We start from the raw sequence: 16,010 nt of genomic DNA, 5'->3' as shown, positions 1-16,010 counted from the left end.
CTGTGTAAATATCAAATTACGTTTTTACATAAAGTGATAATATTACCTAAGGTAATATTATTAATAGCGATTTTTACTGCGGTAAAAATTCGTTTGTATACGCCTTGGATACGTCAATTTCTTTATCCAGAAGCTTCTTGCTAAACATCCAGTCGGTGTAGTTCTTCCACACTTCTTCCTTCTGCTCGCCCCAGCGAGGTGCGTCGTCCTTGTATTTCGGGCTGAGCCATTTCTGGCTTGCCAGCACCAATTCCTTATCCAGATCAGGTACAGCCTTGATCAGAATGTTCGCAGCCTCTTCAGGATGGTCAATCGCATACTGATACCCTTCGGAAGTGGCTTTCAAGAAAGCTTTCACCAATTCAGGGTCCTTCTGAATCGTCTGCTCGTTAGTCACAAGCACAGGTGTGTAATAGTCCAGCGCTTTGGCGTAATCTTTTACATATAACATGTCGATGGGTTCACCGCGGAGTTCTGCTTCGATCCCGGTCCAGGCATAGAAAATCCAGGCAAAATCAATATCCCGTTTGACCGCTGTGAAAAAGTCCGCGTCGCCCATATTAATATTTTTGACTTTGGATACGTCAGCACCTTCGCCCTCCATAATGGATTGCATCACAGCCTCCTCAACCGGCGAGCCCCAACCGCCATACGTTTTGCCTTCGAAATCCTTCGGCGATTTAATCTTGCGATCCACTGGAGCGGCAAAACCGGATGTATTATGCTGAATCACTGCCGCAATCGATACGAGAGGTACGTCCTGTGTGCGCGCCTGAGTCACACTCTCCTGGTAACTGACACCAAACGGTACTTCGTTAGAAGCGACCATTGTATCTGCACCGCCAGCTCCTGGCTGCACAATCTCGACATTCAGACCTGCTGCTTTATAGAATCCCTGATCTACGGCTGCATACAGACCGGTATGATTGGTATTTGGGGTCCAGTCGAGCACAACCTTTATATCTTTCAGTGCCGCGCTGCTGCCTTCACTTTTGCTGTCTGTGCTGGCACCTCCGTTCTGATCGGCCGGTGCGGCTTCTTTACCGCCACATGCTGCAACGGTCACCAATAGTACACACATGAATAACATTCCCAACATTTTACGCCAGTTCATTCGATTCTCTCTCCTTCGTTCTGTCCGGCCGGGTGGCACGGGGTACTCCTTGGCTTCATATCCAATCCCTTTGCATAAATCGGCTGATTTATACCTCGCGGGTTATCCAGATGACGACATTTTTCTGTTTCTGCTTGTCAAAAGAAAACAAAAAAAGCGCCCCCGTAATCCGGGACGCGTGCAGGTTTGAGAGAAGGGCGTTCAGCTTATAGCTGTGCCTCTTGCAATATACTCCGATTCCTACGCTGGCATGATCCAGATCAGGTCTAAGGGTTAGTATCTTGATGGGATACACTCTCAGCCGGCCAATTCCGACTCCCCTGGGAAACTATGAAGTTACGGGCATTACTAGGTGTAATTATAGGCCAGTGACGAGTATGTGTCTAGGGTGGGTCTTGAAAACCGCTGGAGATGCATCTTTTGCCGCCTTTTCAACCCTTGCTGCGTCACTTTCCCTTGATGTGTCCCGGCACGCCTGAGGTAAACGTTCAGTTTGGAAGGGGGATTCAGCGAAGTGGGCTTCATTCCGTGTTTTCAGATATACTCTATTCGCCAAACGTTCACATAATGTTCACTTATGAGAGGGGAGTGCAATTGTCTATAATGATCCAAGTTACAGAAAGGATGAGTGTAATGCCAGTAAGCAAGAAAGAACAAGTTATTTTTGGAATCATGATGTGTACAGGAATGGTTCTCGTGATGATGACCTTTAATCTGTGGCACACGGGAATGTTAGACCAGATGTCTATGATGCAGATCCTGCTTCAATTCGTGATCTGCTTTATTATCGCATTTTTGGTGGAATCCTTCATTGTTGGTCCTGTTGCGAAAAAAATTGCCTTTTCCCTGCCATTTGCCAAGTCAGGTAAAGTAAAAGGCATCATTACCATGTCATTGTTTATGGTCATTGGTATGGTTCTGATCATGTCTCTGTATGGCATTGTGACTGCCTATATTGCCGATCAATTAAATGGTGTATCTGTATTTGGGGCGTATTTGCATACCATAGCACGTAACTTTAGTCTGGCTCTGCCACTGCAGCTGCTTATTTTAGGACCGCTCGTGCGATATTTGTTCAGCAGATTGTTCAAGGGCGGGAAAACAGCTGTATCTGCTTGAATCCATCGTTGAATAGAGCGGTTATCTCTCAGGAGAAGAGTGGTTTATCAGTATTTCCTGGGCAATTTATATTGACCCTTCTCTTTTGAAAATCAGATTAATTTTTGTTTTTGGGGCGAATGACTCAGGAAGTTCTGATATAAGCAATCCAATAAAATAGGCCAATCAAAATTACAGCACTAACGATTGTGGTCAGGATGCCACTAGCCCATATACTGCGTTTAGCTTGTTGGACGAGTTCATCTGCTCTTTGGTTGGCAGCCTCGGCCTCTGATGAAATCAGGTTGTTTGGATTCATGTTCATCGAGAAACAGCTCCATTCTATAACATATACTCTATTGTATAGAGGAATATTTTGAATTCAGACCTTTTACCGTTGATCTCCTCCTGAAGGCAAACAATTGTTGGATGGAAAATTAGTCATTTAATCACTTTATACGATTATAGCTGTATCTGATTTAACAATGCAAAGCTGCGTAAGAGGAGCCTGTGTTAACAGGGATCAACGAGCATAAGAACTCATTTTTCTGGTTTTTACTAAAAATCGGGCTTGAGAGATTGCAATTTTAATCTGTCTTCGTATATACTGGTAAACACAATTACAGATCGGATCATGCCGTTGAAGAGAATCCAACTCGGAGGCGTTTTCGCCAGGGAGCGAATTGAAACTTTCCCAAGTTAACCGGAACCGCCCGTTATCGCGGACCAAGAGGCTGAATCAGAAGAATTTGAATGATTCGGCAAGTTGGGTGGCACCGCGAGCAGAGCGCTCCTCGTCCCAAGGGATGAGGGCGCTCTTTGTATTTTTTTAACCAAAGGAGACGGTGACCATGTTAGATATGAAGTGGGTTCGGGCACATGCAGAAGAGGTTCAGGCGGCAGCTGACGGAAAAAAAATCAAAGTGGATATTGCGGTGTTAATCCAGCGGGATAATGAACGCAAAGCACTGCTGCAGCAAACAGAGGAAGGGCGGCGTCTGCGTAATACATTGTCGGCAGAGATCGGGAAGCTGATGCAGACGGGAGAGCGGGAGCAAGCAGAGACGATGCGGGCACAGGTGAAACAGCTTAATGATGAGCTGGAGCAGAAAGAGGCAGAGCTGGCGTTGATTCAGGAGGAGGTAACCAGACTGCAATGGCTGGTGCCGAATGTGGTATCACCGGATACACCTGCAGGTCTGTCGGACGAAGATAATGTGGAGCTGCGGCGGGTGGGCGAGCTGCCCGAGTTTGACTATGCAGCAAAGGATCATGTCGAGCTTGGGGAGCTGCATGGACTGATTGATATTCCGCGCGGCGTGAAGATTGGCGGAACGCGAAGTTATGTGCTGAAGGGCGCTGGTTTGCTGCTGCACCGGGCAGTACAGCAGCTTGCGCTGGATCTGCTGCTGAGGCACGGATTCACACCGCTTGAGGTTCCGCTTATGGTCAGAGAGGATGCTTTGGTGAATACCGGATTTTTCCCGACAGGCCGGGATCAGGTGTATGAGCTGCAGGGTGAGAACAAGTGGCTGGTAGGTACATCCGAGGTGCCGCTGGTTTCGTATTATGCGGATGAAGTCATTGATGTGAAAGAGCCGGTAAAACTGGCGGCAGTATCGACCTGTTTCCGCAGTGAAGTAGGCTCGGGTGGACGGGATGTGCGAGGATTGTACCGTGTGCATCAGTTTGCCAAGGTGGAGCAGGTGATTCTGTGTGCACCGGACGCAGCGGAATCGGAGCGTATGCTGCAGGAGATTACGGGACATGCGGAGGAACTGCTGCAGCAGTTGGAGCTGCCGTACCGTGTGGTGGCTGTATGTACAGGCGATATGTCGCAGAAAACGTACAAACAGTATGACATCGAAACGTGGATGCCAAGCCGCGGCGCTTACGGCGAAACTCATTCGTCGTCGAATCTGCATGACTTTCAGGCTCGCCGTTCGAATATTCGCTGCCTGGATGAGCAGGGCAAGCTGGTTTACTGCCATACGCTCAACAATACAGCCGTAGCATCACCGCGTATTCTGATTCCACTGCTGGAAAACCATCAGCAGGCCGATGGCAGCATTCATATTCCGAAAGCGCTGCGACCATACATGGGCGGACTCGAACGTTTGATGTTGCCGGTGTGTGAGCAGGGTGAGGAACAAAAAGAAGAGATATGACGATGAGGATGCAGCTTCCATTCACGCTCGTTAATAATTTCAATCTGGCCCGATTGCAGTGCTTTTTCGAAACGGTTGCGGGCGGTTTTCATTAATAAGATCATCTCATCTTCCGGGCGAATCTTGGTAGACGTTGAGGTGGTGATAGCCTTCATACGTTTTCTGGTGTTTTTAACAGCAACCATGTCCAGCAAACTTTTCTCAATCATACAAGCCTCACCCTCTTATATGGTTTGTATTACAACAGTATTTCGTCACTTTTGTATATTATACAATGAAAATCAGAAAAGGGGCCTCACTCTCTTTCCGATCCTGTCATTAACTTTAACCACCTCTTGTCCGATATAAGGTATAGTTGCAGTAAAATATTGGATGTTAGAGAAGGCGAAAAAAAGATGACAGGAGAGAGACTGGACATGAGTAAAATGAAATGGGCTTTACGAGGCATGCTCGCACTGATTCTTGCACTCACCGTTACAGTGCCATCGTCTGCCTGGGCAGCGACGGGTGATGTAATCTCAATTGAAATTACCGGCGGCAGTTCACAGAAGATGAGTGTAGGTGAGACTGTATCATATCAGGTGATGGCAACGGTTGAAGGTTTTGATAACAAACAGGATGTTACGGGAGGAGTGACCTGGTCTACAAGCAATGCGAAGGTTGTAACGGTGACGAAGGGCAAAATCAAGGCGATCGCGGCAGGTGAAGCAACCATCATTGCGCAAGTGAGCGGAGTCAAAGCGCAAGTCACTGTTCAGGTACAAGATAAGATCAAAAGCATCAAGGCTTCACCCAGTTCCTATACGTTTGTAAAAGGGAATGAAGGCACACTCCCGAAGGTAACGATTACACGTGCTAATGGCAAGGAAGAGGATGTCACCTCGGACATTGTGTGGGCTGTATCCAATAATCTGGCTGTGCTTGAAAATGGAAAAATTAAAGGAGTCACACCAGGTCGGGTGCTGCTGCAGGGGAAATACGGTTCAACCACCGTTAAAGTACCTGTCGCGGTGACTGATATCATCACCAAAGTAGAGGTTACACCGGCAACAATGGAGCTTAGCCTCAAGAAATCCAAGGCACTGAAAGTGATTGGAACGTACTCCAATGGCAAAACAGTTAATCTGTCCAAATCCATCGTCTGGACTTCATCCAATCCGAGTGTAGCTTCGGTGAAAAATGGTACAGTCAAAGCGCTGACTGAAGGACAAGTTACTTTGACAGGTACATATCAGAACCAGACTGTAACTGCAGTAGTGAGTGTAGTACCTACGCTCAAGAAACTGATTTTGGGCCAGAAGAGTCTGGTGTTGTCTCCGCAATCCAGTATAACGTTGGGTGTGATGGCTCAGTATGACACTGGCAAAACAACGATGGTGACAAGTAGCGCAGTGTGGAGCAGCTCCAAACCGAGTGTAGCCACAGTCGCCAATGGCAAAATTGTCGCGGTATCCAAAGGCAAGACAAGCATCACAGCCAAATGGGGCAATAAAAAGGTAACGATACCTGTAACGGTAAAATAATAAACACAAGTAAGGCTTCTGCGGCAAGCGGTGAAAGGCCATTGAAGCGATATTGCTCTGTTTCAGAGTTGATTCATGTCGATCAATGCGAAGTGGAACAATGATATATAATGGGGAGGCGTGTATAACGCCTCCTTTTTCGAACTTAAAATACCATTGTAAGGGGCGATTATGGACATGAAAGATGAGATGAAACCGGAGAACTGGCCTGCATGGGCAACAGAATCCGTAGAGGTTGTAGAAGCTAATCCCGCCTGGAGTCTGCAGGCTCAGGAAGAAATCAGGCAGTTGAGCGGGCTGTTACAAGGACTGGATATGTATACATTTGAGCATATTGGAAGCACGTCAATTCCTGGTTTGCCAGCCAAGCCGATTATTGATCTGATGGGTGAGGTAAAGTCCTGGAATGGCATGCATCTGATTGCCGAGTGGCTGAATCCATTGGGGTGGAATTATGTACCTCCTGAACTGGATGTAAGGTTATGATGGATGGAATATGAACAGGGTGTTAGTTAGACAAAGATGCTTATATCTGGTTGCCGTAATCATTACGATGGCAGCTGGGCTGGCTTCGAGAACATATGGAGCCGTATTGCCGGACTTCGTTCACGAACATTTTGGTGATGCCCTTTGGGCAGGCATGATCTACTATGGCATACGTATGGTATGCATCCAGTGGAGTCGTGCAAGAGCCGTCTTGATCAGTGTTGTATTCAGTTGGTCTATTGAATTTTCCCAGATGATTCAGGTGCCTTGGCTGACCGCATTGCGTTCAACCTTATGGGGAGCTCTCATTTTGGGTCGTGGATTTCTTGTTATGGATTTGATCAGATACCTGATCGGCATTGTATGTGTTTATCTATTAGATCGTTTTTTGCTGAGTAAGATCCTGCGCCTTTAAATTTATAACAGGAGGTATTTAGAATGGATATTGACAAGCTTTTTGCCGAATCACCTGAATTTGAAACACAGCGGCTGTATCTCAGACGCCTTACGATGGATGACCTCGATCAATATTATGCGTTTGCGTCCGACCCCAAAGTAAGTGAGCAAAGCTTGTGGCATTGCCATCAGACCAAGGAGGATTCCATCGGGTACCTGGAGCGAGTGCTGCGAAACTATGAGCAGAAAACGGTATATATCTGGGCCTTTGTGCTGAAAGAAACCGGCAAGCTTATTGGTAGAGGTGGCATTTTCGATCTGGATGAATCCATGCAGAGCTGTGAACTTGGCTATGCTATCGGCAGTACATATTGGGGCAAAGGGCTTGCGGTGGAAGCGATGCAGCCAGTTATGGATTACTGCTTTGAGCAGTTGGGCTGTAATCGCGTCCAAGGGAAATGCAATGCGGGCAATATCGGTTCGGCACGTGTAATGGAGAAACTAGGCATGGTCCAAGAAGGATTGTTACGTAAGCAGTTGAAAATTAAAGGTGTATTTACAGACCAGAAATTGTACGCCCTCATTCGGGATGATCTATAATATTCTCATAAAAGACAGGCTGTAAGACAGCGGCGAAGGAGGCAGTAATCTATGATCTACAGTATTATTTCCCGTGCATTATGGGAGGAAGTATCCAAAGGAGACACGTATGCACCCGAGAGTCTGCAAACGGACGGTTTCATTCATTGCTCCACTGCTGAGCAGATTCCATGGGTAGCCGGGCAGTATTATGCGGGCCGAACCGATCTGTTATTGCTTGGCATTGAGGAGCGCGTCTTGAAGGCAGAGCTGGTCTACGAAGATCTGTATGAACTGAATGAGCTTTTTCCACATATCTATGGTGAATTGAATCTGGATGCTGTGAGCAAGGTTATGGTTTTTGAACCAAATGCGGATGGCACGTTTTCTTTTCCGGCATAATGCATGTTCCATTTCTATTTCATAATTCGATAGGGGGCGATACGGATGGATATGAATCAGGTTTTTCTGGAGACAGCCGAGAAGCAGTTTATGTATTACAAGCAGCTGGGTGAACGGGCCATGGAGCAGCTTGAGACTGAGCAGTTGTTTCATACGTGGAATGAAGATACCAACAGCATTGCGGTCATTGTCAAACATTTGTGGGGAAATATGCTGTCCCGCTGGACCGATGTGCTGACAACGGACGGAGAGAAGCCTTGGCGTGAACGGGATGCCGAATTTGTAGGAGATTTTCATACCCGGGAAGAGCTATTATTCAAGTGGGAAGAAGGCTGGAACTGTTTGCTGACAGCTCTGCGTTCGTTGACTCCGGATCACCTGTCCCAGATCATATACATTCGTAACGAAGGTCACACCGTAATGGAAGCAATTATGAGACAGCTGGCTCATTATCCCTATCATGTCGGTCAGATTGTGCATACCGCCAAGATGCTGAAACAAGGTGCCTGGGATAGTTTGTCTATCCCGCGCAACGGGTCGAACAGCTACAACGAGGGCAAGTTTACGAAGCCGAAGACCCGAAAACATTTTACAGAGGACGAATTGCGATAGCGAAAGACAATCAAAATGAACAGAGCTCTAATAAGGAAAAGAGGGAACACAAAATGACGGAGATTGCATTAATACGTCACGGAAGCACGGCGTGGAACAAAGAAAAGCGTTCGCAGGGACAGACAGATAATCCGCTCGATCAGGAGGGCAGAGAACAGGCAGTTTTGCTGGCAGCAAGACTGGCCGAGGAACAGTGGGATGCCATCTATGCCAGTGATCTGCAGCGAGCAAGTGAGACAGCCCGTATAATCGGGGAGCGGCTGGGCATTCAGGAGATTCATCTGGACCCGAGGTTGCGCGAGATGGGCGGAGGACAGGTGGAAGGAACGACAGAAGAGGAACGCATTGCGAAATGGGGCTTGGACTGGAGTACTCTCGATTTGGGAAAAGAAGAACCAGCTTCAGGTGCTGCGCGTGGCACAGAGATGCTTGAAGAAATCCTTCGTCAGCACCCGGGTGCAAGAGTCATCGTAGTGAGTCACGGGGCGGTGCTTCGAAATACGCTGCGGGCATTGGTGCCAGAGCAGGATATCAGCGTGAAGCTGGACAATACCTCCATTACGCGAGTGGTGCATCGCGATCAGGCGTGGCAGTGTGAATTGTATAACTGCAGCACACATCTGAAGCAAGGGGAAGGGAATCTGTAAATGGACGCTCTCACATTAAAACATAAGCTGCAGCAGCTTCAGATTGAGCCGTTCCCGTTGGTTCGCTCGTTATTGCTGAGAGCATTGGACGGCAGAGAAGATTAAAGGAAAGACAAGAAGAGGGGGAGGAAGCCGTGACGGCAAGCAGCTATACATGGACCCAAGACATGCTGTCTCCACTTGGAGAGCAGGCCATCGTCATTCGCTGTGGTGATGTACTATCGGAAGAAGTGCATCATAGAGTGATGACGGTGTGTGCCTTGTTGGAAAATAGATCATTGACATCACTGGTGGAATGGGTTCCCTCTTATTTGTCTGTCACACTGTTTTACGACCCGTCGAGTTTGTCTTACGAGGAAACATGCAGGCGGTTGCTGCAGCTTCTGCATCATCCGAATCACTTATATCAACAGAGTCAGCCCAACAAGGATGATGAGCCTGGCAAGTCTGAAGACATGGAAACGGGCGGTACTCCGTCTGCCTCCAGAATCGTGACTATTCCGGTATGTTACGGTGGAGCGTTTGGGCCCGATCTGGAGCATGTGGCTGAAGAAAATCAATTAACGATAGAGGAAGTCATTGCGATACATACATCTGCAGACTACCTCGTACATATGATCGGATTTGCTCCGGGATTTCCGTATCTGGGTGGATTATCCGAGCGGATTGCTACAGCCAGAAGGGCCACCCCGCGGCTTCGAGTGGAGGCGGGAACGGTGGGGATTGGCGGATCACAGACGGGCATCTATCCAGTCACCTCGCCTGGAGGCTGGCAGTGTATCGGTCGTACACCTGTCCGTCTGTTTCGCCCGGAAGAGAATCCACCGAGTCTGCTTGGAGCGGGAGACGTTGTTCGGTTTCAGTCAATCACGATGCAGCAATACAAGGAACTTGCGCGAAAGGGGGAGAATGATGGGTTTTGAAGTCATTCGTCCCGGCTTGTTAACAACAGTGCAGGACGAGGGCCGAATCGGATATCGTCGTTACGGTGTACCCGTAGGCGGGGTTATGGATGCTTTTGCGTCCAGAGCAGCCAACATGCTTGTCGGCAATGCAAGACATTCAGCTGTCCTTGAGATTACGATGTCAGGGCCGGAGCTTCACATGCTGAAAGACCAGTTGATCTCAATCTGTGGTGCCGATCTGAGTGTGACGGCAGATCAGCAGCCTGTGCCGATGTGGCGCCCTGTGCTGCTGCGGGCTGGCAGTGTATTGAAATTCGGTACAAGTCGACATGGCTTGCGTGCTTATCTGGCACTGTCAGGCGGAATAGATGTGCCTCAAGTGATGGGCAGTCGAAGTACAGACCTCAAAACAGGACTAGGCGGCTATCTCGGAAGAGCCCTGCGTACTTCGGATGTGCTCGGAACCGGGGTGATTAATGGCGAAGTGCAGCAGTGGATACACTGGATGACAAAGCATCTCAGTACAAACAAATGTATTGCAGCCCCGGCATGGCTCTTATCGGAACGAGAGCGGCCCGACTATTACGGTAAACCTGTCATTCGAGTCATGCGTGGTCAAGACATCTCCTGTTTCCGCTCGGAGAGTGTGGAGCAATTCTATACCGGATCGTATGTGGTCTCTCCTCAATCGGATCGCATGGGTTATCGCCTGCAGGGGCCGCGGCTGGAACTGGAGAAGCCGATGCATCGCTTATCCGAAGCGGTTACTTATGGCACTGTGCAGGTCCCGCCGGATGGACAACCGATTGTACTGATGGCAGATCATCAGACCATTGGGGGATATCCTGTCATTGCACAGGCTGCCGCTGTGGATTTGCCGATTCTGGCCCAGGTCAGGCCAGGGGCACGAATTTCTTTTGTACAGATCACGAATGAAGAAGCCCGCCGCCTCTATGTAAAAAGGGAACGGGAATTTCAGCTGCTGGAGAAGCTGATTCGCAGAAAAATGGCAGAAACGGAGGGCACATGATGCATGGTTATACATTAGATATCAATTGTGATCTTGGTGAGAGCTACGGGGCTTACCGTAACATGATGAAATCCGATGAAGCGATCCTGCCCCTAATCACCTCAGCCAATATTGCCTGTGGTTTCCATGCGGGTGATCCGGCAACGATGCGGCTTACTGTAGAGCGAGCCATGAAGCATCAGGTCGCTATCGGTGCCCACCCCGGATTGCCGGATTTGCAGGGGTTCGGGCGCAGAACGATGGAGATTACAGCGCGGGAAGCCTATGATATGGTGGTGTACCAGATTGGTGCACTGGATGCTTTCGTTCGTGCTAATGGGGGGCGACTGCATCATGTGAAGCCGCATGGAGCGCTGTACAATATGGCAGCAGCCGACATCAAGCTTGCGGAGGCTATTGCCGAAGCGGTCTATCAAGTGCAGCCGGAGCTGTATCTGTACGGTCTGGCAGGAAGCGAGCTGATCATGGCGGCAAACCGAATCGGTGTGCGTGGTGTGAGTGAGGTTTTCGCGGATCGCACCTATCGTTCAGATGGCAAATTAACACCCCGCAGTCAACATGGAGCGCTGATTGAACAGCCGGAAGCGGCTCTGGCGCAGGTGCTGCGAATGGTTAAGTACGGCAAGGTTATCGCTTTGGATGGTGCTGAGGTGCCTATCCAGGCAGATACAGTTTGCATTCATGGTGATGGAGAGCATGCTTTGACGTTTGCGCAAACGATCCGTGAAATGCTGGAAGCTGAGGATGTAATCGTAACTGCGTATCAGGCGGATTAAGTTTGGATAGCGATTGGAAGGTTATTCTGTCATCGGAGTGGATTGTGTGAAATCTTTAGTCCAACTTATATAGATGTGAAATGAGGGATGATATACGATGAAACCCATACGAAATTCGGCCAAAGCGGTGATCGTTCAGGAAGGCAGGCTGTTACTGATTCGTCTGAAAGACCAGTATGGCGATGCTTATGTTTTTCCTGGAGGCGGGCAGGAGAAAGGCGAGGAGCTGAAGGATGCGGTTGCCCGGGAATGTCTGGAAGAAATCGGACAGGCCGTGGATGTGGGAGAACTGCTGCATATCCGGGAATACATCGGTGCAAATCATGAATTTGCCGAGTGGGATGCGGATATCCATCAGGTAGAATTTTATTTTGCATGCAGCCTGGTTGATCCGAAGGCTTCTGTCTTTGAAGGCTCGAACCCGGATGATCATCAGGTGGCGGTAGAATGGGTTGCACTTGAAGCGCTGAAGGACATCCGCCTGTACCCCAAGACAATCGGTGAATTGTTGCTGAAAAAGGGAGAACCGCGTATTTACCTTGGGGATCTAAACTAGAAGTTCCTTTTATGAAAAATAAATCTTCATCATGTTTATGCATACATTCGGGTTCAGGGATTCAACATAGGTGAGGCGGGTACACTATAAGTACAGCTGTTTGTACATCAAACAGGTTACTGTGAACTCTAAACAGATAGTCTATGTCTGATTAAAAGACGTAAATCTACTACAAGATTAAACCTAAGATGTTTAAAGAGCTTTTGGGCTTTGAGTTGCTTATACCATTGGAAGCATGCAGAAGTAGTGGAAGGGACGAAATCGATTCTGGAGAAGCGAAGCGTTCGCCTTTATCACCGGATTATGCCCCACTGAAAAATATTCAATAATAATCCGGGGATAACAGCGATCGAAAGAACGATTCGGCACTGTAACGGTTACCCTGCATAAGTTTTTGGTTCTGAGCCTCAAAGCCAAGCTTGCAAACATCCCCCCCAAACCGAAAGGAGCATCTCCCATGAACCAGAATGAATTGGAACAAAACATTGTGAAGGCTTTGGAACATAACCCGTTTTGCAGCTTCTCGACCGTTGAGAATGGAAAACCGAAATCCCGCTATATGGCTCTTTTCAACGATGGTCTGAATATTCACCTGGCAACCAACCGCCGTACACACAAGGTGGAGGAATTGGAGAACAATCCGAATGTCAGCCTGCTGCTTGGTTACGAGGCAGGAGGTTCCAAGGAAGTTGTGGAGATCGAGGGAACCTGTGAAGTGACCAAAAATGAAGGCCTGCGTGAGCAAGTATGGAATGATGAGCTGAAAGCTTGGTTCGATGGACCGAATGATCCCAACTATGTCATTCTGGATATTACTCCTTCACGAATTGAATATACAGGTAAAGACCACGAGCATCATGTGTGGGAGCAGTAATGCACAGCCACGTCTTCGTAATTCAATGATTGCGCAGACTTGTTGTCAGACGATGAATAACATCAATCCTATTAACCGTGATCCCTTTATGGGTTCACGGGTTCTTTGGTATGCAGATTATGACTAATCCGTGCGTGGTGTTATAATGATGTAACATTTGAAATTTGAATGAAATATTCCCTATATTTTGGCTAAAAAACCGAGAAAATTGTCGAAATTACGCATGAAAATATAAACCCGTCCAACTATGTACGGATAATGTAAAAATTAATGCTTTTCAACCGTTTAACATTACGTTATGATTTGAGGTGTAAATAACGCGCACAGATATGAATAGATGTTCATGTGAGATAAACTAACCTGATAATTACAGATGAATGCTCATCCGATTATCAGCATGCACAACGCATGAAATCTATTATTTTCTGTGCCTGTTGTTTGCTAATATGGCATGATTCGATGTACATAACCGGGAGGGGTTATTTTGAAGAAGAGTAAAAAAGTATTATCAAGCCTGACTGCCGCTTTCGTTGCATTAAACGTGCTTGCGGTATTTCCGGTACCTGTGTCGGCTGCAGATGCGGCCAAAGTTAAATTGCGGATCATGGAAACAACGGACATTCATGACAATCTGATTAACTACGATTATTATTCAGACAAAGCGACAGATCAGTATGGTTTGGCGAAAACAGCTACGCTGATCAAGAAAGCCCGTGCAGAAGCGAAGAACAGCCTGCTGTTCGATAATGGTGACCTGATTCAGGGGAACCCGATGGGTGATTTTGTAGCGAAGATTGATCCTCTGAAAAAGGGTGAAACTCACCCTGTATATAAAGCGATGAATCTGCTTGACTATGATGCAGGCAATATCGGTAACCATGAATTCAACTATGGTCTCGATTTTCTTGACATGACGCTGGAGGGAGCCAACTTCCCTTATATCAACGCTAACGTCTACGTAGACGATGGTGATCAGGATGAAACCAATGACAAAAACTATTTTACACCATACAAAATTTTGGACAAAAAAGTAACGGATGAAAGTGGCAAGGAGCATACGATCAAAGTAGGTGTGATCGGCTTTGTACCGCCACAAATCATGCAATGGGACAGCGCTAACCTGCAAGGCAAGGTCATTGCCAAGGATATTATCGCTACCGCGAAAAAATTCATTCCAAAAATGAAGGCCGAAGGTGCGGATATTATCGTTGCTATTCCTCACTCCGGCTTTGAGGATATTCCTCAAACCGATCTGATGGAGAACTCTGTGCTGTACCTGAGCCAAGTGGAAGGCATTAACGCCATTTTGTTTGGACATGCCCACAAAGTATTCCCTAGTGCAGACTTCAAAGACAAAAAAGGTGTAGACCTGGAGAAGGGCACAATTAACGGCGTTCCTGCGGTGGAGCCAGGTTTCTGGGGTGATCATCTCGGGATCATTGACCTGGATCTGGAGCAAGTGGATAGCAAGTGGAAAGTTGTCGATTCCAAAACAGAGGCTCGCCCCATTTATGACACAGCAAACAAAAAGCCGTTGGTAGATGCTGACCAGGCGATTGTGGATGCGGTTCATGATGAGCATGAAGGTACACTGGAATATGTGCGTGGTCCGGTTGGCGAAACAACGGCACCAATCAATAGCTTCTTTGCTTTGGTGCAGGATGACCCATCCATTCAGATCGTAACCAATGCACAGAAATGGTACGTGGAGAAGAAGCTGCAAGGTACGGATTATGAAAATATTCCGGTATTGTCAGCCGGGGCTCCATTCAAAGCAGGTGGACGTTCCGGTGCATCATACTACACCAACATTCCTAAAGGTACAATTGCGATCAAAAACGTAGCAGACCTGTACGTATATCCAAATACGGTACATGCTGTAATGGTTAATGGTGCTGAGCTGAAAGAGTGGCTGGAATGGTCAGCAGGCCAGTTCAACCAGATCGACCCGGCTAAAGGTGGTCAGCAGCAGTTAATTAACATGGATTTCCCAACGTATAACTTTGATGTTATCGATGGGGTAACCTACCAGATTGATGTCACACAGCCAGCTAAATACGACAGCAAAGCAACGGTTGTCAACGCTTCAGCAAGTCGTATCAAAAACCTGAGCTTCGAAGGCAAACCGGTTGATCCGGAGCAAAAATTCATCGTTGCTACGAATAACTATCGTGCGTCTTCATCCAAACTGGCTAACCCGGACGGCAAACGCATCGTTCTGGCTGCACCGGATGAGAACCGTCAAGTGATTATCGACTATATTCGTGAGAACAAAACGATTAATCCAACAGCAGATGGCAACTGGTCATTGGCACCAATCAAACCTTCTGCAGGTGTAACCGCTGCAGCACTGAATGATCTTGAAGTGGTATTTGCTTCTTCTCCAGATGCCAAAGAACTGGTGGAAGCGAATCCGGCAATGTCCTTTATCGGTACGAATAAAGACGGGTTTGCGGAATACGGATTGAAGCTGACAGGGGAGGCTGCAACTACGCCAAAACCAGAAACCAATCCGGCGCCAACACCGAAGCCAGAACCAACCCCGGCACCAACGCCGAAACCTGCACCAGCACCTAAACCGCAGCCGGAGAAGCCGGCAGTGAATTCAAAAGTGGTTTATGTTGTGAAAAAAGGAGACAACCTGTACCGCATCGGCTTGAAATATGGTGTGGACTGGCGTGTACTTGCTAAAGCCAACAAAATTACAAATGTGCATAACCTGAAGGTTGGACAAAAAATTGTCATTCCTGCTTCATAGAGTCTAATAAAGGGTACAGATGAAGACTGGCAGTCATCCGACTGCCGGTCTTTTTTGTGGAATGAGCGCATACATCTGTTTCTATA

General features: G+C 47.7%; 16 protein-coding genes and 1 riboswitch. Of the genes, 15 read left to right on the top strand and 1 reads right to left on the bottom strand.

The genetic code is table 11. The features are described from left to right. Positions 1-73 precede the first annotated feature (73 nt). Positions 74-1,114, bottom strand: a complete 1,041-nt coding sequence (locus tag ACQSGY_RS22235; RefSeq protein WP_427180788.1) for an ABC transporter substrate-binding protein — start codon at positions 1,112-1,114, stop codon at positions 74-76. 219 nt (positions 1,115-1,333) lie between these two features. After that, positions 1,334-1,446, bottom strand: a riboswitch (TPP riboswitch). A gap of 301 nt (positions 1,447-1,747) precedes the next feature. Between ACQSGY_RS22235 and ACQSGY_RS22230 the strand changes: the two genes are divergently transcribed. From ACQSGY_RS22230 to ACQSGY_RS22160, 15 genes are all read left to right on the top strand, one after another. Further along, positions 1,748-2,233, top strand: coding sequence for a hypothetical protein (locus ACQSGY_RS22230; protein WP_427180953.1), 486 nt, complete (start codon positions 1,748-1,750; stop codon positions 2,231-2,233). Positions 2,234-3,063: 830 nt separating this feature from the next. Next, positions 3,064-4,380 carry a serine--tRNA ligase gene (serS, locus tag ACQSGY_RS22225; RefSeq protein WP_427180786.1) on the top strand — a complete coding sequence of 439 codons (1,317 nt, stop codon included), beginning with the start codon at positions 3,064-3,066 and terminating at the stop codon, positions 4,378-4,380. A gap of 416 nt (positions 4,381-4,796) precedes the next feature. Further along, positions 4,797-5,903, top strand: coding sequence for an Ig-like domain-containing protein (locus tag ACQSGY_RS22220; RefSeq protein ID WP_427180784.1), 1,107 nt, complete (start codon positions 4,797-4,799; stop codon positions 5,901-5,903). Between the two features lie 177 nt (positions 5,904-6,080). After that, a complete protein-coding gene (locus ACQSGY_RS22215) occupies positions 6,081-6,389 on the top strand; it encodes a GrpB family protein (protein ID WP_427180782.1) in 309 nt (102 codons plus the stop codon). Between the two features lie 67 nt (positions 6,390-6,456). Next, the gene (locus ACQSGY_RS22210) at positions 6,457-6,804 is read left to right on the top strand and encodes a DUF2809 domain-containing protein (RefSeq protein ID WP_427180781.1); all 348 of its coding nucleotides are present in this window, start codon (positions 6,457-6,459) and stop codon (positions 6,802-6,804) included. A gap of 23 nt (positions 6,805-6,827) precedes the next feature. Beyond that, positions 6,828-7,385, top strand: coding sequence for a GNAT family N-acetyltransferase (locus ACQSGY_RS22205; RefSeq protein WP_427180779.1), 558 nt, complete (start codon positions 6,828-6,830; stop codon positions 7,383-7,385). A 51-nt stretch (positions 7,386-7,436) separates the two neighbouring features. Continuing rightward, positions 7,437-7,766 carry a DUF952 domain-containing protein gene (locus tag ACQSGY_RS22200; RefSeq protein WP_145405631.1) on the top strand — a complete coding sequence of 110 codons (330 nt, stop codon included), beginning with the start codon at positions 7,437-7,439 and terminating at the stop codon, positions 7,764-7,766. 45 nt (positions 7,767-7,811) lie between these two features. Further along, a complete protein-coding gene (locus ACQSGY_RS22195) occupies positions 7,812-8,378 on the top strand; it encodes a DUF1572 family protein (protein ID WP_216518384.1) in 567 nt (188 codons plus the stop codon). Positions 8,379-8,431: 53 nt separating this feature from the next. Further along, on the top strand, positions 8,432-9,025 hold the full coding sequence (locus ACQSGY_RS22190; RefSeq protein ID WP_427180776.1) for a histidine phosphatase family protein: 594 nt from the start codon (positions 8,432-8,434) through the stop codon (positions 9,023-9,025). Positions 9,026-9,159: 134 nt separating this feature from the next. Continuing rightward, a complete protein-coding gene (pxpB, locus tag ACQSGY_RS22185) occupies positions 9,160-9,948 on the top strand; it encodes a 5-oxoprolinase subunit PxpB (RefSeq protein ID WP_427180774.1) in 789 nt (262 codons plus the stop codon). Next, positions 9,935-10,960: a biotin-dependent carboxyltransferase family protein gene (locus ACQSGY_RS22180; RefSeq protein ID WP_427180772.1), complete on the top strand. Its 1,026-nt coding sequence runs from the start codon at positions 9,935-9,937 to the stop codon at positions 10,958-10,960. Before pxpB ends, ACQSGY_RS22180 begins: the two co-directional genes overlap by 14 nt. Further along, a complete protein-coding gene (locus ACQSGY_RS22175) occupies positions 10,957-11,736 on the top strand; it encodes a 5-oxoprolinase subunit PxpA (protein WP_427180770.1) in 780 nt (259 codons plus the stop codon). Before ACQSGY_RS22180 ends, ACQSGY_RS22175 begins: the two co-directional genes overlap by 4 nt. Before the next feature lie 97 nt (positions 11,737-11,833). Continuing rightward, positions 11,834-12,292, top strand: coding sequence for an NUDIX domain-containing protein (locus tag ACQSGY_RS22170; RefSeq protein ID WP_188593612.1), 459 nt, complete (start codon positions 11,834-11,836; stop codon positions 12,290-12,292). Positions 12,293-12,749: 457 nt separating this feature from the next. Beyond that, a complete protein-coding gene (locus tag ACQSGY_RS22165) occupies positions 12,750-13,166 on the top strand; it encodes a pyridoxamine 5'-phosphate oxidase family protein (protein ID WP_145405636.1) in 417 nt (138 codons plus the stop codon). A gap of 484 nt (positions 13,167-13,650) precedes the next feature. After that, the gene (locus ACQSGY_RS22160) at positions 13,651-15,924 is read left to right on the top strand and encodes a bifunctional 2',3'-cyclic-nucleotide 2'-phosphodiesterase/3'-nucleotidase (protein ID WP_427180768.1); all 2,274 of its coding nucleotides are present in this window, start codon (positions 13,651-13,653) and stop codon (positions 15,922-15,924) included. Positions 15,925-16,010 lie beyond the last annotated feature (86 nt).

This window comes from Paenibacillus sp. TC-CSREp1 (assembly GCF_050171015.1).
In the GTDB taxonomy this organism is placed as follows: Bacteria; Bacillota; Bacilli; order Paenibacillales; family Paenibacillaceae; genus Paenibacillus; species Paenibacillus silvae.
Note: the sequence above shows the minus strand (reverse complement) of the source record. Positions and strands in the feature narration are given on the sequence as shown.